Annotated in this window: 20 protein-coding genes and 1 pseudogene; 15 read left to right on the top strand and 6 right to left on the bottom strand. The window is 48.5% G+C overall.

The features are described 5' to 3' along the window. Positions 1–149: 149 nt before the first annotated feature. Entirely contained in the window at positions 150–1241 is a 1092-nt protein-coding gene (locus tag DXZ20_RS28040; protein ID WP_163665458.1) for a calcium/sodium antiporter, read from the bottom strand. A 236-nt stretch (positions 1242–1477) separates the two neighbouring features. Here DXZ20_RS28040 and DXZ20_RS28035 point away from each other — a divergent pair, with 236 nt between their 5' ends. After that, positions 1478–2041 (top strand): Npun_F5749 family FMN-dependent PPOX-type flavoprotein, encoded by a 564-nt coding sequence (locus tag DXZ20_RS28035; RefSeq protein WP_163665460.1) that lies wholly within the window; start codon positions 1478–1480, stop codon positions 2039–2041. A 42-nt stretch (positions 2042–2083) separates the two neighbouring features. On the opposite strand, the gene cysE is transcribed toward DXZ20_RS28035, so the two are convergent. Continuing rightward, a complete protein-coding gene (gene cysE / locus DXZ20_RS28030; protein ID WP_163702399.1) occupies positions 2084–2848 on the bottom strand; it encodes a serine O-acetyltransferase in 765 nt (254 codons plus the stop codon). 413 nt (positions 2849–3261) lie between these two features. Here cysE and DXZ20_RS28025 point away from each other — a divergent pair, with 413 nt between their 5' ends. The 4 genes from DXZ20_RS28025 to DXZ20_RS28010 all read left to right on the top strand — a co-directional run bounded on the left by DXZ20_RS28025 (position 3262) and on the right by DXZ20_RS28010 (position 7802). Then, positions 3262–4170, top strand: coding sequence for an alpha/beta fold hydrolase (locus DXZ20_RS28025; RefSeq protein WP_163702397.1), 909 nt, complete (start codon positions 3262–3264; stop codon positions 4168–4170). A gap of 122 nt (positions 4171–4292) precedes the next feature. Continuing rightward, positions 4293–5294, top strand: coding sequence for a glycosyltransferase family 2 protein (locus tag DXZ20_RS28020; protein WP_250565947.1), 1002 nt, complete (start codon positions 4293–4295; stop codon positions 5292–5294). 93 nt (positions 5295–5387) lie between these two features. Continuing rightward, positions 5388–6092: a TVP38/TMEM64 family protein gene (locus DXZ20_RS28015; RefSeq protein ID WP_163702395.1), complete on the top strand. Its 705-nt coding sequence runs from the start codon at positions 5388–5390 to the stop codon at positions 6090–6092. 12 nt (positions 6093–6104) lie between these two features. Then, complete coding sequence (locus DXZ20_RS28010) at positions 6105–7802, top strand: glycosyltransferase family 39 protein (RefSeq protein ID WP_163702394.1); 1698 nt, start codon at positions 6105–6107, stop codon at positions 7800–7802. A gap of 8 nt (positions 7803–7810) precedes the next feature. Here DXZ20_RS28010 and DXZ20_RS28005 read toward each other — a convergent pair whose 3' ends face one another. After that, entirely contained in the window at positions 7811–8644 is an 834-nt protein-coding gene (locus DXZ20_RS28005; RefSeq protein ID WP_163665470.1) for a 3'-5' exonuclease, read from the bottom strand. Between the two features lie 107 nt (positions 8645–8751). Between DXZ20_RS28005 and DXZ20_RS28000 the strand changes: the two genes are divergently transcribed. The 6 genes from DXZ20_RS28000 to DXZ20_RS27980 all read left to right on the top strand — a co-directional run bounded on the left by DXZ20_RS28000 (position 8752) and on the right by DXZ20_RS27980 (position 12417). Then, positions 8752–9003 carry an AbrB/MazE/SpoVT family DNA-binding domain-containing protein gene (locus tag DXZ20_RS28000; protein ID WP_163665472.1) on the top strand — a complete coding sequence of 84 codons (252 nt, stop codon included), beginning with the start codon at positions 8752–8754 and terminating at the stop codon, positions 9001–9003. A gap of 98 nt (positions 9004–9101) precedes the next feature. Further along, positions 9102–9446: a type II toxin-antitoxin system PemK/MazF family toxin gene (locus DXZ20_RS27995; RefSeq protein ID WP_163702392.1), complete on the top strand. Its 345-nt coding sequence runs from the start codon at positions 9102–9104 to the stop codon at positions 9444–9446. A 221-nt stretch (positions 9447–9667) separates the two neighbouring features. After that, a complete protein-coding gene (locus tag DXZ20_RS27990) occupies positions 9668–9901 on the top strand; it encodes a DUF433 domain-containing protein (protein WP_163703637.1) in 234 nt (77 codons plus the stop codon). A 212-nt stretch (positions 9902–10113) separates the two neighbouring features. Further along, complete coding sequence (locus DXZ20_RS27985; protein WP_163702390.1) at positions 10114–10332, top strand: hypothetical protein; 219 nt, start codon at positions 10114–10116, stop codon at positions 10330–10332. Between the two features lie 5 nt (positions 10333–10337). Further along, a complete protein-coding gene (locus DXZ20_RS38350) occupies positions 10338–10463 on the top strand; it encodes a hypothetical protein (protein ID WP_284681696.1) in 126 nt (41 codons plus the stop codon). Beyond that, entirely contained in the window at positions 10456–12417 is a 1962-nt protein-coding gene (locus DXZ20_RS27980) for a caspase, EACC1-associated type (RefSeq protein WP_163702388.1), read from the top strand. Before DXZ20_RS38350 ends, DXZ20_RS27980 begins: the two co-directional genes overlap by 8 nt. A gap of 132 nt (positions 12418–12549) precedes the next feature. On the opposite strand, the pseudogene DXZ20_RS27975 reads toward DXZ20_RS27980, so the two are convergent. Beyond that, positions 12550–12765 (bottom strand): annotated as a pseudogene (locus DXZ20_RS27975) (transposase); the annotation flags it as partial. A gap of 43 nt (positions 12766–12808) precedes the next feature. Then, a complete protein-coding gene (locus DXZ20_RS27970; RefSeq protein ID WP_163660901.1) occupies positions 12809–13228 on the bottom strand; it encodes an aspartyl protease family protein in 420 nt (139 codons plus the stop codon). Positions 13229–13553: 325 nt separating this feature from the next. Between DXZ20_RS27970 and DXZ20_RS27965 the strand changes: the two genes are divergently transcribed. Then, entirely contained in the window at positions 13554–14483 is a 930-nt protein-coding gene (locus tag DXZ20_RS27965; protein ID WP_250564720.1) for a c-type heme family protein, read from the top strand. Between the two features lie 87 nt (positions 14484–14570). Here the strand turns inward: DXZ20_RS27965 and DXZ20_RS27960 are convergent, their stop codons facing one another. Beyond that, positions 14571–16616: a DUF8082 domain-containing protein gene (locus tag DXZ20_RS27960; protein WP_163702386.1), complete on the bottom strand. Its 2046-nt coding sequence runs from the start codon at positions 16614–16616 to the stop codon at positions 14571–14573. Positions 16617–17140: 524 nt separating this feature from the next. Here DXZ20_RS27960 and dapD point away from each other — a divergent pair. From dapD to dapE, 3 genes are all read left to right on the top strand, one after another. Further along, entirely contained in the window at positions 17141–17998 is an 858-nt protein-coding gene (dapD, locus tag DXZ20_RS27955) for a 2,3,4,5-tetrahydropyridine-2,6-dicarboxylate N-succinyltransferase (protein WP_006515040.1), read from the top strand. Between the two features lie 426 nt (positions 17999–18424). Beyond that, a complete protein-coding gene (gene ilvE, locus DXZ20_RS27950; RefSeq protein ID WP_163702385.1) occupies positions 18425–19321 on the top strand; it encodes a branched-chain-amino-acid transaminase in 897 nt (298 codons plus the stop codon). An 80-nt stretch (positions 19322–19401) separates the two neighbouring features. Next, positions 19402–20367: succinyl-diaminopimelate desuccinylase (gene dapE / locus DXZ20_RS27945; protein ID WP_250565946.1), on the top strand; the 966-nt coding region annotated here is incomplete at its 3' end.

Here is a 20367-nt window from a genome sequence, read left to right as displayed (position 1 = left end):
GTCTGGTGGCATGCGCAAGCGGGTCTTTATGCTGAGCAACAACGCACGGTTCTAGGGGTGGATCCACTACAGCTAGCCCAGTCTTTAGATCCCGCTCTGGCAAATTATTTAGCTAACAAATAATTGTTGACCATCTGGTGATAACACTCCTACAGGCCCTTTGATTTGGAAGAGTTCATGCGCGATCGCAACGTAATTGCCATTAAACCAAGAATTGTCAGCGGCACAATTACATATTTGAGGGCAGAGCCAAACATCACAGTGCTGCCATGCTCGGTTGATTTCATCACCAGATATAAGGTGTAGGCCAAATAATAAGCCAACAGCAATACCCCTTCCCAACGACTCACCAAATTGTCGTTAAAACAAATTGGGAAACACATGATCGCGACTCCGATCATGACTGGAATATCAAAGGCTAAAACCGATGGCTCAATGGCAATACCGTTGGGGGATAAGGCACTTGTAACGCCCAACACCACCAAAATATTAAAAATATTACTGCCCACAACATTACCCACGGCAATATCTCGCTCTCCACGCAAACTCGCCACAATCGATGTAGCCAGCTCAGGCAACGACGTCCCAAAGGCCACAATCGTTAAACCAATGATGATGGGATTCACCTCCAGGGCCTCGGCAATGGTCACAGCCCCCCTTACCAAGAGCTGTGAACCCACCACCAAACAAGCCATCCCTCCCAAAAAAGCCAGGAATTCTATACCAACCTTAGACCAGGCAAATTCTCGAGGACCGTACTCTTGGGCATACTCATCCTGAACCTCAGGGTTCTGCTCACGACGACTTTGAAAAAGTAGAAAAAACGTATAGCTGAGACCACCTAACACCAAGACAACACCGTCAGATGTGTCAATAAATCCATCCAGGCTAAACAAAAAAACCAGACCGGATACCCCGATCATAATCGGTACATCCAGGCGGATTAGCTGCTGGGCAACGACTAGAGGGGCAACCAGGGCAGAGGCTCCTAAAATCAGCAACACATTGCAGATATTACTGCCAACCACATTCCCTACAGCCAGCTGCGTCTGATCATTAAATGAAGCGTGCAAGCTCACAGCAAGCTCTGGCGCACTGGTGCCAAAGGCAACAACTGTCAAACCAATCACCAGAGGAGAGATGCGCACCATAGCCGCCAGGTTGGAAGCTCCCCTAACTAAAAAATCTGCTCCAACCACCAGGAAAACTATCCCCAGTATGAGAAATACAGTGGCAGTCATGGCCCTACAGGCTATCTCCTTTCATACGTCTTTCTGTTAATTTATTCTTTCTAACCGGCCCCCTGGCCATCGATTTGAGTGTACCGGCTTTATTCGATACTATGCCGAGAGTTTGTTCTAATCAATGTACCTACAGGTATGAATAATTACCTAACAATCATTATTGTGCCGCCTACTAAGCAATGGCACAAACGAATAATCGCTGTAAATCTTGCCAACGAATCCACACATCTACTATGACGCTAGCCCCATGGCGACCCGCCTTAGCTCGAGCTCTTCATCGCAATCGTGCGCGAGCAGATTGTCGGTATTTACAGCTAGCAACCATTAATACAGAGGGTAAACCCTCTAATCGTACCGTAGTTTTTCGGGGATTTGTTGAAGAAGCCCTACAAATGGTCACCGATGGGCGTAGTGAGAAAGTCCAGCAAATACAAATGAATCCCTGGGCCGAAGCATGCTGGTATTTCACCGTGACTCGCGAACAATTTCGTTTGGCAGGTCAACTCACACTGATTGGCCCAGACAACGATCCAGGAGATTTACGCCAAACGGCCTGGCAGACAATGTCCGATCAGGCCCGCCAACAGTTTTATTGGCCCCAGCCAGGGCAAAACAGATCAAACGCAAACGCATTTGAACCAACGACTGTATCCATGGAACACCCAACCGATAGTTTCTCTGTACTGTTGTTAACCCCTGAACATGTTGACCATTTAGCCCTACGCGGCCATCCCCAAGATCGACATATCTATGAACGAGGGGCAGGAGAATGGACAGTCCAAGCAGTTAATCCTTAAGTAATGGCAGCGTGAGCCTTGAACAATGAAAGGTCTGACCCACTAGCCCTTAGGGCAGCCGTCTAAAAACTCTTCGATGGCGCGATCCTTTAGCCGACAACAGTCACCCTCATCTTGGTCGTTCGGCTGAGCAGCACTCGCTACTATAGTCACCGGCAACGCTGGAGCTTTGGGCGGCTGCTGTAGTTGAGCGATCTGACGCTCTAGGGTTTCAATCCGATCGACTAAGGTGCGAATAACAGCAGCCTCAGAGTCAGGTAGCTGACCATGTTCCAAGGGGCCGGGACGGTTAGAAGAGCGGTGTACAACACGCCCAGGCACACCCACCACCGTGCAACCAGAAGGAACATTCCTGAGCACTACAGAACCAGCACCCACCCGAACATTATTACCAATTTGAATATTGCCAAGCACCTTAGCACCTGCCCCCACGACGACCTGGGTACCTAGGGTGGGGTGACGCTTGCCGGTTTCTTTACCGGTTCCTCCCAGGGTGACTCCTTGATAAATCAGAGAGTAATCTCCCACGATAGCTGTTTCACCAATGACCACACCCATACCATGGTCAATAAAGACGCCGCAGCCAATGGTGGCTCCTGGATGAATCTCAATACCCGTGATCAGACGCGCTACATGGGATACAAACCTCGGTAGAAACGGTAGTCCCAACTTCCACAGATTATGGGATAGGCGATAAAGCAATAAAGCATGCAGGCCCGGATAGCAAAACAGAACTTCCAGTGCATTACGGGCAGCTGGGTCCCGCTCAAAAACCACTTTAAAATCGGCAATAAAAGTTTGTAACACGTAGACGTCCTCAAAGGTGTTAATGCGTTGCTAAATCGCTGTATGTGTTGAAGATGTAGGACACCTGTCCATCTAGAATCAGAGTTTCCTAGCAGCGAACATGTTATGTATCAGCTGGGATGTGGCTTAAGTGGCACAATCGACAAATGTCATAACAGAACCATCCAGTAAGATTGGCAACAACGTAATGGAGTCTTTGCTAAAAATGTGACGTATATATTAACTTGCGCTCCGCAACTAGCATACCTCAGGGATAGATATTGAATCTGAGTGTTGGCTTAATTACAATTCCAGCGCGTTTGCTGGCCTCCAAGCCTTATTGGGATTGGGGATCAGTGGCTGAGGCGGACTCTGCTCTGTTTGAAACCAGAGATATCGTTTTACTGAAAATCGTTACAAGATGGGGTTGAGCCATGGTGGATACTCAATCTTTGCCGTTTATTCTTTTTGTCCAACACGGTTGGCACGATACCCATCGTCGTATTCATCGATTGGGGATCTCCTTAGCCGATCCAAACACAGAGGTAATCGCACCTAATCTAGGGTTAATTAAAACCTGGTGGCGCATTGACCCACTGATTGATCAAGTAGAACAAGTTGCGATCGCAACCCATCAGCACCACCCCAACCGTCCCTGGCGCATTGTTGGTCACTCCATGGGCGGATTAATTTGGCTAGAGTTGCTCGAGCGCCATCCCGAATGGTGGTCTCACGTCAGTTCAGTCAGCCTGGTGAGTTCACCGGTTGGAGGTGCTGACCTGGGGCGCATTTTTGACCCATTCCGATGGGGTATTGGCATCGCTAGAGATTTAGGCACTGACCGCCGTCAAATGGCTGAAAATCTGGCCCGTCACATCCCAATGCAAACCATTGCCAGCGATTACGATGGTGGCAGTGATGGCACAGTTCCCCTGCAGTGTTCTCAGTTTCGCCATGCCCACTACACCCAGCTCAAAGGAATTCGCCACGACAATACCAAAGACCATCCCGACGTCACCACAGCCATCCAAAATTTTTGGAGCATACTGCCCAAGGCTCCAACTGTGCCAGAGGATCCGTTAGAAGACACCATTATCGCCCAGATGCAAGCAATCCCTGGCATCACTGACGCCCACCACCGCAATTTTAATCGGTCTACTATCTGGGCTCCCTTAACCCATGGGTTCTCCCTGCGCATCTGGCGTCATCCCCTGGGCATTCACCATGTTTTTCTAGCCGATGCTCAACAGCGTTGTCGCTTTGCTGGGTTTGTCGGCTGGGCTGACACCCAAGGCTTATATCAAAGATTAGCGATGATTAAACAGCGGCACTGTAAACAGTAGCTAGTGCCTGCTTGCTGCCATGGCACATTGATAGCAGAAGCCATGCCGAGGACTATACTAGCTTCTATGCCATTGCAGCAATGCCCATGCCCCACACTCAGAGTGCGTCTGGCGTAGTTTCCATGAATTCCGTCACAGTGTCGGAGCGATCTTCCAAGCTACCGCCTGAGCTACCAAGCCCCGAGCTATGCCCCGAGCTATCAATTATTGTCCCGCTTTACTGCGAAGAGTCTAACGTCGACCATTTGTTTGCACGGCTAGAGCATGTCGTCCATGGCTTAGGGACAAATTACGAAATTGTCTGTGTTGATGATGGCAGCAAGGATAATACCCTGCTGCGATTGATTGATCACCATCACCGTAACCCTGCCATTAAAGTTGTGGCCCTAGCCCGTAACTTTGGCAAAGAACTCGCCCTCACTGCGGGCATTGACTATAGCAAAGGCAAGGCCGTAGTCCCCATCGATGCCGATTTGCAAGATCCTCCCGAGTACATTCAGGACCTGATGGAAAAGTGGCGAGAAGGATATGACGTTGTCTATGCAAAACGCCGCCATCGCCAGGGAGAAACCTGGCTGAAGAAATTCTCAGCCAATGGGTTTTATCGAGTCATCGGCAAAATGAGCCAGGTGCCCATCCCTCAAGACACCGGGGATTTTCGGCTCATGGACCGTAAGGTTGTAGATGCCCTCAAACAGCTATCCGAGCGTACTCGATTTATGAAAGGGTTATTTGCCTGGGTGGGCTACAAGCAAACGTATATTACTTACGACCGTGACCCGCGCCACAGCGGCAACAGTAAGTGGAACTATTGGAAACTCTGGAACTTTGCCATTGATGGCATTGTGTCCTTTAGCTCCACACCTCTGAGGATATGGGGCTACCTGGGGGTGATGATTTCTGTTATCTCCTTTGTCTATGCATCGTTTTTAGTCATCCGCACCCTGGTGCTAGGCATTGATGTACCGGGCTATGCATCGCTCATGGTGGCAATTTTGTTTCTGGGGGGCATTCAGTTAGTTAGCCTCGGCATTATTGGCGAGTATCTAGGTCGCGTATATGAGGAAGTTAAACAGCGCCCCCTATATTTAGTACGGGAGTTCTATGGAGGGCAAATAAAATAAACCCTGAATATTTCCCGTGGCCAATTGTAGCGACGTTCCATGGAACGTCGCTACAATTGGCCACGGGGTTAGAAAACCATAGATGGGCGATCAATGGCTAACTTCAAACGCCTGGTTTTAATCATGGCCCTAGTCTGCATTGCCGCAACTGGGGTTGCCATATTCTCCCTAGGAGGTATAGATCCTGTGTGGCTACAAACCAGCCTCGACCGGGCAGGCCTGTGGGGACCTATTTTTTACATCGTGATCTACACGGTGGCAACGGTATTGATATTGCCGTCTACTGTGCTCAACCTGGCGGGGGGAGCGTTGTTTGGTCCCTGGTTAGGCTCGCTATGGACAACCATTGGAGCGTTGATAGCCGCCATGGTCGCCTTCGGCTTTACCCGCACCTTGGGGCGAGAGCTGGTGGAAAAACGACTGGCTGGTTACTGGCAAACCCTTGATGCCGAAATTCGCCATGGTGGCATGGTTTACATATTCTCCATTAGACTGCTGCCAGTCATTCCCTATGGTTTGGTAAATTTTGCTGCAGGTCTTACATCCATTAGCTGGAAAGACTATGTGGTCGGAACAACCTTGGGCACACTACCAGGGGTATTACCCTTTGTGCTGTTGGGCAGCTCTGGCCTCACACTTTCCCAAACTGGAGATCTGGTGCCTCTAGTGATAGCGTTGACCTTAATTGGCATGCTGGTGGGTGGAGCCACCTGGTATCGAAGGCGACGGGCAGTGCCCAAGGCAGTGCCAACCGTCCCAGCTAACAGCTCAACCAACAATCAGAATCGGACCCCTTGAAGGAGACTTCCTGTGTCACAGAGTCCTATGTCTTCAGAAACTAATTCTCTTCGTAGACTGACGGGTTTAAGCCAACAGATACGGATTGAATGGATATTGATGGCGGCCATTGCGATCGCATGTCTGATTCGAGTTATGTACGTTGGTGCGCGAGAATTCTGGTACGACGAAGTCTTGTCATTGCTGCTATCCACCTCCCAGCGCACCGGCTATAGCAACCCGCCCGATATCCCCATTGCACTGGCCGATTATGGCAATCTGCTACAGCTGCCACCTTTCAGTGGTGCCAGTGATTTCATCAAAGCCATTAAACCCCTATTACAGGGTCTAGTCGGGCGCGAACCCCATCCTCCACTTTTCTTTTTATCTCAGTACCTGTGGCTACCTCTGACAGGCACACAGGAAATCGGTGTACGCAGCCTCAATCTGTTGTTGAGCCTGGGCGCAATTTTAGGAGCCTATGGCATGGGCAAAGCCCTCTTTAACCATCGAGGAGGTCTGATATTAGCAGCCCTGTTGGGTTTAAACCCATTTTTTTGGTTTCATTCTTTAAATGTGCGCATGTATTGCCCAACAGTGTTGTGGGTTACCCTGGGCGGCTGGGCAGCGCTACAGCTCTGCAATCAGCGTTTATCTCGCCCGGCACGATGCGGATGGTATCTATTACTAACACTGTCGGTAACAGCGGGAGTTCTGACCTATTATCTCTCAGCCCTATGGTTTATGGCCCTGGGCTGCGTGATTCTCATCCAAGACCGTAAACGCTGGTGGCAGTATGGACTGTGCGGCCTCGGTGCCCTTTGTTTAGCAGTACCCTGGGCCTATTGGGGTCTGCCGCAACAGCTCAGAAATGTAGACCTCAATCGATTTTCCACTAAAAGTACTTTAGTAGAAACCATCACCCAGCATGTTCAAGGTTTACTAGAAGTTCTAGGTATTCAACTAATAGTGGGAGACTGGGCAACCAGTTTACCCATAGCTGTTGTTTTAGCCATGGGCATCATCGCAATCATTTTGTTAGCCGGGATTATCTGGCACCTATGGCATTCATTGAGACAAGAGTCTCCCGCATTACTGATCACAATTCTTATATTAGGGTGCTTACCCCTATTGCTGATGCTAGGGTCCGACATCTTATCAGGCAAGTCCACCTTAGCCTGGGGGTTTGGGCGTAGTGCTATTTTCATTTTGCCAGGTCTGTTGTTGATGGTTACTGCTTGGGTCATAAATCTGCCCACCAGCTGGAAAAAGCCAGTTTTGCTAACCATCTTAGTTATGTATCTTGGCCTCAATGTCGGCGATATGGCTGGCCGTAACCGTCAGGTATTTCAGCAGATTGCTGCAACAGCTACAGCCTCAGACTCTACCCTAATAGCTATGAATTCTAAAGCCTGGGGCCATGTTTTACGGCTGGTGTATTACTTGCCAAACGACACATCTATAAACCTGTTAGCGACCCACCCAGCGATGCTACCTGAGTCATTAGAGACGGTTCTCGCTGATGGTAATGAGACCTATGAAAGAGTTGTATGGCTAGAAGCGGCGAGACCTGTATGGCAAGCACCAAAAGACCCAGCAGAGACCACAAAGATTCGGCAAGATGTTGAACAACTCTTGAGCATTGACTATCAGCCCGTAGGCAACCAAGAACTTGTGGGCACCATGGAATTAGACAGATTTAGTTTAAATGTTTACGAGAGAATGCCTTAGCTTGATTTTCAAGATTCTTCTAACATCGACAATTGTTCACCCTGTTGAGCATAGAACACATCTTCCACATCACCGCGACGAAACAGGGGCTGCTGCTGACGTTTAGATAAACGATGTTCTAGTCCTGCCTTAATCAGCAAATCCAACGCATCTTTTTTGCGCTTCCCCAAAATCGCCGCCGCATCTTGGAGACGAATCCATTGTTGACGAAATAGCCCTAAGATTTTCTCTTCAGGTTCTTGCTGAATCAGGGTCAACAATATCTCGGCCAGGAGCCAGCAGGCTTTAGTATCGGCTTTCGCCCGGTGAGACGTACCCACATCAAAATTAAAATGTTTGACTAAATTGGGCAAACTGCGGGAGGGTAAATCTGCCAGCAATAGCCGGGACAGTAAGACGGTGCAAAAGCGATGGCTGGGGGGACGATAATAGTGAACGTCTAAGCGCTTATATTCAGATTGGAGAAATCCGTAGTCAAAGTCCAGATTATGGGCAGTGAGCACATCCTGGCGCAGTAGGTGTTCGTAGTCGGCCCATACTTCCTCAGGGTAGGGGGCCTTGCTGACCATGGCGGTGGTAATGCCGGTAATTTTGGTAATGAAAGGCGGCACCTTACCGGTGGGGTTAATTAGGGACGTTTCTTGCTGGAGGATGCCGTCGGTCAGATTGGCTTTGATGACGGAAACTTCGATGACGTTGGACTTGTAGGCGACAGAACCAGTGGTTTCGACATCGACAACGGTCAGGGTGGATTGGCTTACCCGCCGGTAAAAGGCCAGCAGTTGTTTGGAAAGAAGGGAGGATTGACCCTGGTATTTTTTTCCCGACGGTTGAGCGGCCATGGTTGGGAGCGGCGACAGCGTTAGTTATTGTAGCGCTATGGCTATGGTCTAATTTTGATTAGTCGAACTACTATTATACAAAGTATAATTATAAAGTGTTTTACGCTATGGAAATTCAGCTTAAAAAATGGGGCAATAGTTTGGGGTTTCGAATTCCTCATCAGCTGGTCACCCGCCTTGGTCTGGATGAAAACTCTACCTTGGAGGTTCTTGAGGTGGATAATACGTTGGTGATCAAGAAAAAGAGTAGCCCGCCTAGTTTAGATATTTTGCTTGCCAGTATTCCTGATGATTTTGCTTATCCTGACGATGTGGTTGATTTTATAGGTGGTGAGCCTACGGGACAAGAATTGATTTGATCAGAGTCTTGGCAAATGGTCAATGGTATCGCGGGGCATCCACAAGGGAGTGCCCCTACAGGAATTGGGGGTATGAATTTTAATGTGGTGTAGCAATTATGGATATTCAGCGGGGTAATATTCTTTGCGTTAATCTAAATCCGACTACGGGGCGTGAGCAAACGGGTAATGCTCGTCCTTGTTTGGTGCTTAGCCGTACTCAGTTTAATCAGGCGAGAAAAGGAATTGTGATTGTTTCTCCGATTACGAGCACGATTAGGCCCGAGATTAAGACGATGATTACTATCCCTGAAGGTTACAAAATTCAGGGATCTATTATTGCTGAGCAGGTTCGGACGTTAGATCTGAGTAAGCGTTGGTGGAAGCCTACGGGGGAGAGATTGCCGGAAGAGTTTGTTGATTATGTAGTTGCGACTCTCAATATTATTATCGGCAATGATTAGGGTGAAGGTTTGCAGTTTTATGTTTCCTGCCAGCGTACCTTTCGACTTCGCTCAAGGTACGGCCATATATTAATCAGACAACAAATGACTACCTTTTGTAGTTACTATTGTGGTGCAAAATTGATGCTTCGTCCTGACTTTAGTTACTATTAATTGGTTGGAGCAACGGCAATGGCTAAATTTGGATAAGGTTGAGTACGGATCGTGTTGAGGTGGTTGTGATGGTGGATCGGACAGCCTTAGTGAAACGAATTACTCAAACGCCTGGTAAATGTGGAGGACGTCCTTGTATTCGGGATATGCGAATTCGGGTGGTGGATATTTTAGAAACGTTGGCAGAAGGGGACACTGCTAGCGAAATCTTAGAAGATTTTCCTGATTTAGAGGCAGCTGATATACAAGCTTGCCTGCTATATGCTGCAATGCGGATTGATTTCCCGAGGTTGGTTGCATGACCTTCTGTGGATAGCCTATTAAGGCAATGCTACAAATCTGAATAGCGGCTTTTGATTTGGCTAGAATACTGCGGTGGCAACCAAGATACCCCGCTATGGCTGATACGATTTTGCTGACGATTGACTGGCGTGAGGCAGATAGTGATATGCCCGAAGAGCAGCAGGAAACGCTGACCCAAACGGTGTTTTAGGAACTGCGGGCGTTAGATGAGGTGGAAGATGTGCAGCGGGTGGCGGACCCGGAGATGCCCGACGGGAGCATGGGTGCTAACTGGCTGTGGAGTGTTTTGACAGCAGAAATAACCGTTGAGGGGATTAAGCAGGTGTGTCAGGATGCTTATGAACGGCTACCTGGTAAGCCGATTGAGTTTACCCTGGAAGTCGATGGGAAGAAAGACCAGCATTGGGGCGAAGAATGTCCGCCCGGATAACTTTGATGAGACGCTTGAAAAACTGGTTGCAGCGGCGCAGAAACTACAGGATAGTTAATCAAAACAGTGGGGAATTGGCTGGTTTAGGGCTGAAAGAACTGGAAGGTGCTGACTGCTGGGTGAATGGCTAGAAAAATTGCATTGCTGATTGGTGTTGGGGAGTATGGCAATGGGCTAAAGCCATTGCGATGTCCGGCTAATGGTGTGAATGCAATGCAAGAATTGCTGGAAAATCCTGAGATTGGTGGCTTTGATCAGGTGGTGCCGCTGATTAATCCGGATGTGGGAACGATGCAGGCTCGCATTGGTGAGGTGTTTGGTCAGCTGTCTAAAAATGACCTGGTGTTGTTTTATTTTACGGGCCATGGCATTAAGGATATGTCTGGCAACTTTTATCTATCAACAACACAAACTCAGCTATTTAAGAGTGGCAGCCTAAACCCTGGTACAGCTGTTGCAGCAGACTTTGTTAAACGGGTGATTCGTGGCTCGTATGCTCAGCGTAAGGTGGTGATTTTAGATTGTTGCTTTGCCTCCGCCTTTGCCGAGGGCATTACGGGGATGGACGATAATAGCATTGATGTGGAGAACCAGCTGGGGGGTAAAGGCTGGTGTGTAATGACGGCATCGAAATCTACTCGCTATGCTCTGGAGCAAGAGGGTGAAGATTTGTCGGTGTATACCCGTTATTTGGTAGACGGGATTAGAACCGGCGGTGCAGCCTCCGATGAACAGGAGCGGATTTATATCAAGGATTTACATAGCTATGTGCAAACCCAGGTAAAAGCAGCTGCACCAGCCATGGAGCCTGCAATTTTTAATGGTTTGGACGGGACAAAAATTGCTATCGCCAAAATACAGGTGGATAGTTTACAGCGCTATCGGAAACAGGTACAGCGCAAGGTGAGAAACGGTCGAATTCGCCCTGCAGCCCTTGCGAATTTAAAACAGCAACAAATTCGACTGAGGATTTCTGATGAGGATGCGGCTGCAATTTTAGAAGAGGTGTTAAAGCCTTATCGGGAAAAGGCTAAGCATTTGGAAACTTATAAACAGGCGCTGATCGCAGAAAAAGAGTTTGCCTATCCGTTGGATGATGAGGCGATTGAGGAACTGGAGGAGCTAAAGCGTCAGCTGAACTTACGGGATGAGGATGTAAGGGCAACTGAGAAAGAGATTTTAGGTGATGGGTTAAAACAGCAACTGACTCAGCCACCAGACGTTTCACCTGCTCCTGCACCAAAAGTTAAACCTGTAAAAACCACTAAAGCTCAGAAATACCAGACTTTTTCATTTAAGACTGCACGGGTGGATGAGAAAGGTAAGGTAATTGAAACTCTAGAGAAAAAGGCGGAGTTTTTCGCTGAAGATTTGGGTGACGGTATTAAATTAGAGATGGTGAAGATTCCTGGTGGCACTTTTATGATGGGGGCTGCTGAGGGAGAAAAAGGTGCAAGCGATGATGAGTATCCACGGCACAAGGTGACGGTGTCTGAGTTTTGGATGGGGAAGTTTGCGGTTACCCAAGAGCAGTGGCAGGCGGTGGCGAAGCTTAAGAGAATTGAACGAGACTTGAATGGCGATCCAGCCCGTTTCAAAGGGGCCAAACATCCAGTTGAGAAGGTGAGTTGGCAGGAGGCTGAAGAGTTTTGTAAACGGCTATCGAAAAAAGCAAAAAAAGAGTATAAATTGCCTAGTGAAGCACAATGGGAGTATGCCTGTCGGGCTAACACTAAAACGCCATTTCATTTTGGTCCGACAATCACTAAAGATTTAGTCAACTATTATGACGGCAAGCAACAAGGGACAAAAGAAGTAGGGGGTTTTGCGATCGCAAGCCCATTTGGCCTTTACGACATGCATGGCAATGTATGGGAATGGTGCCTGGATGGATGGCATGAGAACTATAAAGACGCCCCTAATGATGGCGACGAATGTAAATCCGATGAGAAAAAAATACGGCGAGGCGGTTCCTGGCTCAGCTCTCCGGTCAACTGCCGCTCTGCCGATCGCCTCAGGCTCGCGTGCGACTCCCACAACTACGATATTGGTTTTCGGGTGGTTTGTTTTTTTACCACAAAATAATATTGGCTCTTTACTCTTACTCCCAGGCTCTGCCTGGGCAGTCCACCAGTGCCCTGTGGCTCCGCCACCATCATGAGGCAGAGCCTCCACACTCGCTGGTCCAGGCAGAGCCTGGGACCTAGGTGGTGGGAGCTAGAGGGGAGTGATCGGTAACAATCCAGGTTCTCCCAAATAGTTCCGATAGCTCGAATAACGCCAGTGGGCCGGATTATCCACATATCCACGTTTCACCGGATTGTTATGAATATAATCCAGCTTCTGTCGCAACATTTCATCCGAACAAATCATCTTTGGATGAAACCCCTCCTGCCACATTTGATAACGCTGCCCCGTCTTATGAGACAACTTGATAGAGTGCCCAGTCAGAGGCTTGGCCACCAGGTAAGCTGCCTTAAAGCACTGTCATGTAAGTCTCTTTGCCTGTGACTGGTAAATGTCGTAATCGCTGATTTTGTAAATCTGGCTCTAAGCCTAAATCTTCTAGCGGTATCAGTCCCAATAAAGGCGTTTGCCCAGCAGGTAGCTCTACACAGTCATAACGACCTTCCCGTCCTTCAACAGTCAGCTTGAGACCTTCGTAAACATTAACCGTCTGTGGTCCCGTCGCAGTTTGAGCGTCAATAGTGCCTGTTAACTTAAGCCCCAATTTTTGAATAACCTCAGTAGGTAAACAAAGGCGAGTAGCACCAGTATCCACAAGAGCGTTATCCACCGTTATCGAACGAACCTGAGCAACTGGAATAAAGCCTCGTTCTGCTAAAACCTGATCAACCCAATTGATCAGATTTAAAGTAACGACGACTTTACCCATAGTGTTGTTGTACGTTGGTTGCCTATTCATCATTCCCACAAGTCAAACAGGTTGCGCCATAGCCGTACTCTCCCCAATTATAATGCCAACCCATAAACCCAACCCAGTTCTCCCCACAAGAGCCTCGTATAGTCCTGTGCTGGGTAAAAAAGAAAAATCACCCCAGCATTTCACGGCATCCAACCTGGAAATCAGGATCTAGAACTGAAGATCTGAAAGCGTTTGTATTGAAATATTGCCAATTGATTTGACTCACAGCCTTTATCTGGGCGAAATGGATACGTTAGATACAGGCAACCTCACTAAACCTCTTCTGCTTGGAGTTATGTTGACGCTTTCGAAAATGAAACTTGGCCAAAAGTTTACGCTGATGCTAATGGTCGTCTTTATAGGCGGCATTCTAATGAGTGGCATTGCCCTAGAACGCTTACTTAACCACACTGCCCAAGCAGAGCTCACCAACAAAGCACTGATGCTGATGGAAACCATGAACTCTGTGCGTCAGTACACTGTTGATGAGGTGAGCCCGGAACTGGCAGAACGTAGCGAAACTCAATTTTTGCCAGAAACTGTGCCCAGTTACTCAGCCCATAGAGTATTCGAAACGCTGCAAGCAAGCCCAGACTATAAAGATTTTTTCTATAAAGAAGCTGTCTTAAATCCCACTAATATTAAAGACAAAGCGGATGAGTTTGAAGCATCACTGGTCAGCTCATTTGATCGGCCTGACAGTCGCGAAGAATTACACGGTTTTAGAAAGACACCGGGCGGCAAACTGTTCTACATCGCTCGACCAATTCAAATTAAGCAGGAGGCTTGCTTATCATGCCATAGCACTCCAGATCAGGCCCCTAAGAGTATGATTGAGAAATATGGCAGCGACAATGGGTTTGGCTGGCAGCTGGACGAAATTATCGGTACTCAGATTATCTCGGTACCTGCAAAAACTGTATTTAGAACGGCTAATAAGTCATTGTTGATTACCCTGGCAGTGTTTACGGGGGTATTTGCGATCGCAATCCTCCTCGTCAATCTTTGGCTCAAGCGCTACGTCGTCCGCCCCATCAACCGCATGGCCGCCACTGCAGAAGCCGTCAGTACCGGTGATACCAAAGCCGAATTTATCAAATGGTCTGACGATGAAGTTGGCAACCTCACCGACTCCTTTAACCGTATGCGCCTCAGCCTACAAATGGCCATGCAGCGATTAGAGCGCCATCGCCGTAGTCGCAAAGGCAGCCAGGGGGCTGGTTAAGGGCGTCCGATATCGCAGGTCAACCAATTGACGATGGGTCCACATCCCAGAGGGCGTATGGCCATGCGCCCCTACGGGGGAATCTTCTCACGTTGACTTCACGCTAATCTCGCTGCGTAACTCCAATCGAAACTCCTGAGCTTTCTCGCCATCAGGAATTTCTCTGGCGAGTCGATCAACAAAAGCAGGCGGATTCAAGTTGGGATAATCCACTAACGTATCTTCCACAATCATGCTGGCCATCGGCCCAATACATTGAGCCAACACCTGACGGCAACGATCGATAAAGGCAAGATCTAAGGTTTGCTGACGTTGTTGAATTACCGTACTAATCTCCGGCATGGTATCACTTGATGCCAGAGCCTCGTCTGGGATACAAATGTGACTTAAAAAGACCGTAGCCTGGTCAGCATCAGATATTTGCCCGACAAGAATATCAACAATCTCCTGGGGCGTAGCGTTCGGGTGATCTTCCAGCGTTTCTTCGATCACCATATCGGCAATGGGACCAATGCAGCGGCTCAGTTCATCACGACACTGGGCAATAAAGGATGGATCGGGCGAAATACGCTCAGGTTGCTCAGGCATCTCTGCTGGCAAAGTAGAAGCTGGCTTCGGATTAAGCGTTTTACTAAAGCCGACAGGCAATAAAGGAGCCAACTGCTCAAATACCGCTTGGGCCGACTGAAATCTATCCTGGGGCTGCTGTCGGGTCATTGTCGCTAAAACGTCCCCCAGCAGCGGGCTAATTTCTGCATGGGGTCGCCAGTCCATATCCAGTGTATGGACATCCATCAGATCGCGAGGATGTTTCCCGGTCAGTAGCACCAGTGCCGTCACTCCCAACGCATACAAATCACTGGAGGGAGTACATTTTCCAAACATCTGCTCCGGTGGAGAATAGCCAAATTTACCCACAGCGGTGACAGCTTTTTGTAGATTCTCGTTCTGGGTAGGGCTCTCTGACAATGAGTCAGACATGGTGTTGTTGACTAGGCCAAAGTCAATCAATACGGGCAGGTTGCGATCGCGGGAATACATCACATTCTCAGGTGAAATATCGCGGTGCATAATATTGAGACTGTGCAGATAGTCCAATACCCGCAGCATATGGGCCAGCCAGAAGACAACTTCACCTTCAGTAAACAGCTTGGACTGTTTCTTACGCCGTTGCAATAGCTTTAGATAGGTAACCCCATCAATATATTCCTGAACAATAAACAGTCGCTTAGCCTGGGTAAAACAGGCCATAAACTTAGGAATTTGCGGATGATCGATGCTGTGGAGGGTTTTGGCCTCCCGCTGAAATAACTCAATCGCTTTTTGCAAAAATTTTCCCTGTTTTTGCACCGGGCGCAATTCTTTGAGCACACACAGTTCGCCAAACCGCTGGGTATCTTCCACCAGGTAAGAGAAACCAAAACCCCCTTGACCCAGCATGCGCTTGATCGTGTAGCGCCCCCCAATTTTAGTGCCTTCTGTCAGGACGGGCGTTTTTTTTGCCGTCTGTTTAGACGCCGTCTGTTTAGATTCTTGATGGGTCCAATGTTTTGTCTGATCAGGATCGGGAGCAGACTTGGCTACCGCCGCCGTGTCGATACCTGCCACATTAATGTGGTAAACCGTAATCGGCTCTTTAATATTTTTTAGTTTGAGCGGCCCAGCAAACTCTGCATCCAGCGACAGGCGTACTTTAACCAGATCGTACATCAGTTTAGATAAGCAGATACCACCGGGTTTAGCCTGAGTTTGTAGGCGAGCAGCAATATTCACGCTGTTGCCCATCACGTCTGAATTGTTAAAGAAGACGTCTCCCATGTGAATACCAATGCGATGGGAGAGACTATCGGTCTGCTTCTCTTGAGCGTAAAAAGCTTTTTGGATTGCGATCGCACAGCTCACCGCCTGCACTGCGCTAACAAAATACATCAACAAGCCATCGCCAGTAGATTTGAGAACCTGGCCCTCAAATTCTGTGCATTGCTCTGCCATCAACGCTAAGTCACGTTGAATCAGCTGTAATGTATTTTCCTCATCAACTGACATGCGGGCACTAAAGCCAACCGCATCAGTAACAACAATAGCGGCTAGTGCACGCTGTCCTCGGCTAGGGGTAGGAAGATCGCTGGACATGGACGTAAGGGCGTTATAAAAACGTCACATTCTTGAACAACTGAAATCAATGGTTTGTGCATTGTCTAAGGATTCTACACAGATGACATTAAACAAAAATGAATTACTTAATGCCATGGAACATCACAACTCCATAACCTTCACCAAAAGGTCGAGTTTTTTCTGATGAACCCCTCTGTAACACCTTAGAAACCGTACATCCATACAAAAAATCAACGAATAAAACTGATTCCATATCTACGCTTTCATTTTTTGACAACCTGGTCAGTAAAAGCCGCCAATTCAATCACAAAGCTTAATCCCACAGAGCTGCTTAGTAGGCACAACTTTATAGTTACGGACATTCATCCACTATCGCTATTAGTAATTGGTGCCTGATTCCTGACGTCCGATCTAAATCAGAGTTAGCCGCCTACATTGATGCCCATTTAACTTAGACAAGGTTTAGCGATAGCATCTAAAGATTGACGTTTTTTAATTGACCCACTTTAGTGCAAACAGCAACCCCAAAGGGCATACCACATATGGACACACAGAACCTGATCCGAATTATCGACACCGCCTGGGAAAACCGTAGTTCGATTAATTCCAGCACATCAGGCGAAACCCGTGATGCCATCGAATATGTAGTTAACGGCCTCGATAGCGGTCAGTATCGCGTCTGTGAAAAGTCAGGCGATGACTGGGTCGTCAACCAATGGCTGAAAAAGGCTGTACTCATGTCCTTCCGCCTCAATGACTCCACCGTTATTTCCAGCGGTCTAAAATACGCTGACATGGGAGACGCCCCCTGGTTTGATAAGGTGCCTTCTAAGTTTTCCGGATGGAGCCAGGAAAAGTATGCCGAAGCTGGGTTTCGAGCCGTACCCAACTGCGTTGTGCGACGGGGGTCCTATGTGGCCAGTAATGTGGTGCTAATGCCCAGCTTTACTAATATCGGTGCCTATGTGGACAGTGGCACCATGATCGATAGCTATGTCACCGTCGGCTCCTGCGCGCAAATCGGTAAAAATTGCCATATTTCAGCAGGTGTGGTCATTGGTGGTGTACTAGAACCCCTGCAAGCGAACCCGGTCATTATTGAAGACAATGTGTTTGTCGGTGGCCAGAGCGAGGTTTCCGAAGGCGTTATTGTTAGAGAAGGGGCGGTGCTGGCCATTGGTGTGTACTTGAGTCAGTCCACTAAAATTGTTAACCGGGCCACAGGCGAAGTGACCTACGGTGAAATTCCTCCTTACTCTGTTGTTGTCCCTGGGGCATTGCCTGGCAAGCCTCTGGCAGATGGTACGCCTGGACCTAGCCTATATTGCAATGTGATTGTTAAGACTGTGGATGATAAGACCCGATCTAAGACATCCATCAATGACCTGTTGCGGGATTAACCCTCATCCCCCAGCCTCTTCTCCCCAGGGAGAAGGGGAGTAAGAGCAATATATCTTTTGCAGATAGCAAAGCTACGTTCTCAAAGTCCCTCTCCCTGGGGAGCTACCGTGTATACATAAGTCGGAGAGCTGGCTCTAGATTTCGAGCCCTCATCCCCCAGCCCCTTACTCCCTGAGGGAGAAGGGGGGCCTGGCCTCAAAGTCCTTCGCCCCCAGGGAGAAGGATTTAGGATGAGGGCCAATTCAAGGCTATGTCTACCTTTTGGGAAATTATTTTCTAGATGTGTATACACAGTAGCCCCAGGGAGAGGGATTTAGGGTGAAGGCAAAATCCAAGGACACAAAGTCCTTTTAGTCACCACGTTCCATCCACAGCGTTCCACAAATCTCCTCGCTTCTCCAACTCCATCATCCATAGGAATTCCCATGTCTCTGTTGCCTTTCGACCAAAAGGAAGGATATCTGTGGCTTAACGGCAAAACTGTTGTCTGGAAAGATGCCACTATCCATCCCCTCACCCACGGCCTCCACTACGCCAGTAGCGTTTTCGAAGGTGTCCGTATCTACAATGGCAAAGCCTTTTTGCTCAGCGAACACATCGAACGGCTGCATCAGTCCGCCAAAATTCTAGGCTTTAAAATTCCCTATTCTACGGATGACATCATTACTGCCACCCACGACTTGCTGGCTAAAGAAAAGATTGATGTCGGCTACATTCGTCACTTTGCCTGGCGCGGCAGTGAGCAGCTACGGATCTATACACCGACCCCATCAACCCGTCTTGGCATTGCCGCCTGGGCATTTCCCACTACTCTGTTTAACATCGAAACCAAAAAACCCTTAAAACTGACTAGCCGTATCACCTGGCGGAAGCCTGATCCAACAACTGCACCGACAGTCAGCAAAGCGGCCTGTCTCTATCCCATCTGCTTTATGAGCAAACATGAGGCAATACAACAGGGGTTTGATGATGCCCTGATGCTAGACTACCGTGGGCTGATCGCTGAATCCACCGCATCCAATGTATTTCTGATTATGGATGGGGCTGTACACACACCAATACCGGACTGTTTCCTGGATGGGATTACTCGCCAAACCATCATCAAACTGGCCAAGCAGTTGGGCATTGAAGTGATAGAACGGCATATTAAACCCGAAGAACTTGCCCAGACCCAGGAGGTCTTTTTGACCGGGACAACCTGTGAGATTGAGTCCATTAGCCAGATTGATGAGCAGCAGTTTGAGGCGTTTGGTCCGATCACGATGCGTTTGATTGCGGCCTATCGGGACTTTGTTGCAAAGCGAACAGCGGCAAACAGTTAGTCGATCAGGACTTTGTTATAGAGCAAACAGCGGCAAACAGTTAGTCGGTTTTGTACAATGCTGAAAACAAACGAATTCCCATGATCGCTAGCACTACCGTCACGACTCCCGTTTTCGATCCCGTCAAAGTCACCCAAGAACTGATTCGCTGTCCCAGTGTCACGCCCGATCGCGAGGGTGGTCTCGATGTTGTCCAACGTCATCTAGAACAGCTTGGGTTCACCTGCCACCGTATGACATTCCACAATGAGCCGGGCAGTTACGAAGTCGATAACCTTTACGCCCGCTATGGCACTGAAGGTCCTAACCTGGCTTTTGCTGGCCATACCGATGTTGTACCTGAGGGCAATCGGGAGCGCTGGGGAGATATTGATCCCTATGCAGGAGAGATTCGAGACGGTATTTTGTGGGGACGGGGCACTGTCGATATGAAGGCAGGTATCGGCTGCTTTATTGCGGCTGTTTCATCCTGGTTAGCGAAGGACAAAGACAGTTTTAAAGGGTCTTTTAGTTTTATTATTACTGGCGACGAAGAACACGAGGCGATCAACGGCACCAAGCCAGTGATGAAATGGTTGGCAGCGCAGGGTGAGAAAATTGATGCCTGTGTGGTGGGGGAACCGACTAACCCGTTGGAGATGGGAGACTGTGTTCACATTGGTCGTCGGGGCAGTATCAACACCTTTATTACGGTAAAGGGTAAACAGGGGCATGTGGCCTATCAGCGCAATGTGCTGAACCCGGTACCTGCTGCGGTGGCAATGGTGACAGCTTTGCAAAAGCTAACATTGGATGAGGGCAATGAGTGGTTTGAGCCATCCAACTTGGAGATGACCCAGTTTGAGACGGCACAATGTGCAGAGAATGTGATTCCGGCTGAGGTGAAACTACGGTTCAATATTCGCTTTAATGATGAACAAACTGGAGACGGGCTACAGCAGCTCATTCGTGAAACGGTTGATCCCATCGCTCGCGAGCATGGAAACGAGTACGACATTCGCTTCCGGGTGAGTGGTGAAGCGTTTCGTACTGATCCGAACGATGAT

Origin of the sequence: Adonisia turfae CCMR0081, from assembly GCF_011009555.1 — a bacterium.
Taxonomy (GTDB): Bacteria; Cyanobacteriota; Cyanobacteriia; order Phormidesmidales; family Phormidesmidaceae; genus Leptothoe; species Leptothoe turfae.
The sequence above is the reverse complement of the archived record's forward strand: the minus strand, read 5'-3'. Positions and strand labels throughout refer to the sequence as shown.

What these genes read in the sequence shown, in the direction of transcription:
- DXZ20_RS27980 (WP_163702388.1), top strand. Translation starts at nt 10,456, where the DNA reads ATGGCTAGAAAAATTGCATTGCTGATTGGTGTTGGGGAGTATGGCAAT.
- DXZ20_RS28000 (WP_163665472.1), top strand. Translation starts at nt 8,752, where the DNA reads ATGGAAATTCAGCTTAAAAAATGGGGCAATAGTTTGGGGTTTCGAATT.
- DXZ20_RS27960 (WP_163702386.1), bottom strand. Translation starts at nt 16,616, where the DNA reads ATGTCCAGCGATCTTCCTACCCCTAGCCGAGGACAGCGTGCACTAGCC.
- dapD (WP_006515040.1), top strand. Translation starts at nt 17,141, where the DNA reads ATGGACACACAGAACCTGATCCGAATTATCGACACCGCCTGGGAAAAC.
- DXZ20_RS38350 (WP_284681696.1), top strand. Translation starts at nt 10,338, where the DNA reads ATGAGACGCTTGAAAAACTGGTTGCAGCGGCGCAGAAACTACAGGATA.
- DXZ20_RS27970 (WP_163660901.1), bottom strand. Translation starts at nt 13,228, where the DNA reads ATGGGTAAAGTCGTCGTTACTTTAAATCTGATCAATTGGGTTGATCAG.
- DXZ20_RS27990 (WP_163703637.1), top strand. Translation starts at nt 9,668, where the DNA reads ATGGTGGATCGGACAGCCTTAGTGAAACGAATTACTCAAACGCCTGGT.
- DXZ20_RS27995 (WP_163702392.1), top strand. Translation starts at nt 9,102, where the DNA reads ATGGATATTCAGCGGGGTAATATTCTTTGCGTTAATCTAAATCCGACT.
- DXZ20_RS28025 (WP_163702397.1), top strand. Translation starts at nt 3,262, where the DNA reads ATGGTGGATACTCAATCTTTGCCGTTTATTCTTTTTGTCCAACACGGT.
- DXZ20_RS28035 (WP_163665460.1), top strand. Translation starts at nt 1,478, where the DNA reads ATGACGCTAGCCCCATGGCGACCCGCCTTAGCTCGAGCTCTTCATCGC.
- DXZ20_RS28020 (WP_250565947.1), top strand. Translation starts at nt 4,293, where the DNA reads ATGAATTCCGTCACAGTGTCGGAGCGATCTTCCAAGCTACCGCCTGAG.
- ilvE (WP_163702385.1), top strand. Translation starts at nt 18,425, where the DNA reads ATGTCTCTGTTGCCTTTCGACCAAAAGGAAGGATATCTGTGGCTTAAC.
- DXZ20_RS28040 (WP_163665458.1), bottom strand. Translation starts at nt 1,241, where the DNA reads ATGACTGCCACTGTATTTCTCATACTGGGGATAGTTTTCCTGGTGGTT.
- DXZ20_RS27965 (WP_250564720.1), top strand. Translation starts at nt 13,554, where the DNA reads ATGTTGACGCTTTCGAAAATGAAACTTGGCCAAAAGTTTACGCTGATG.
- DXZ20_RS28005 (WP_163665470.1), bottom strand. Translation starts at nt 8,644, where the DNA reads ATGGCCGCTCAACCGTCGGGAAAAAAATACCAGGGTCAATCCTCCCTT.
- DXZ20_RS28015 (WP_163702395.1), top strand. Translation starts at nt 5,388, where the DNA reads ATGGCTAACTTCAAACGCCTGGTTTTAATCATGGCCCTAGTCTGCATT.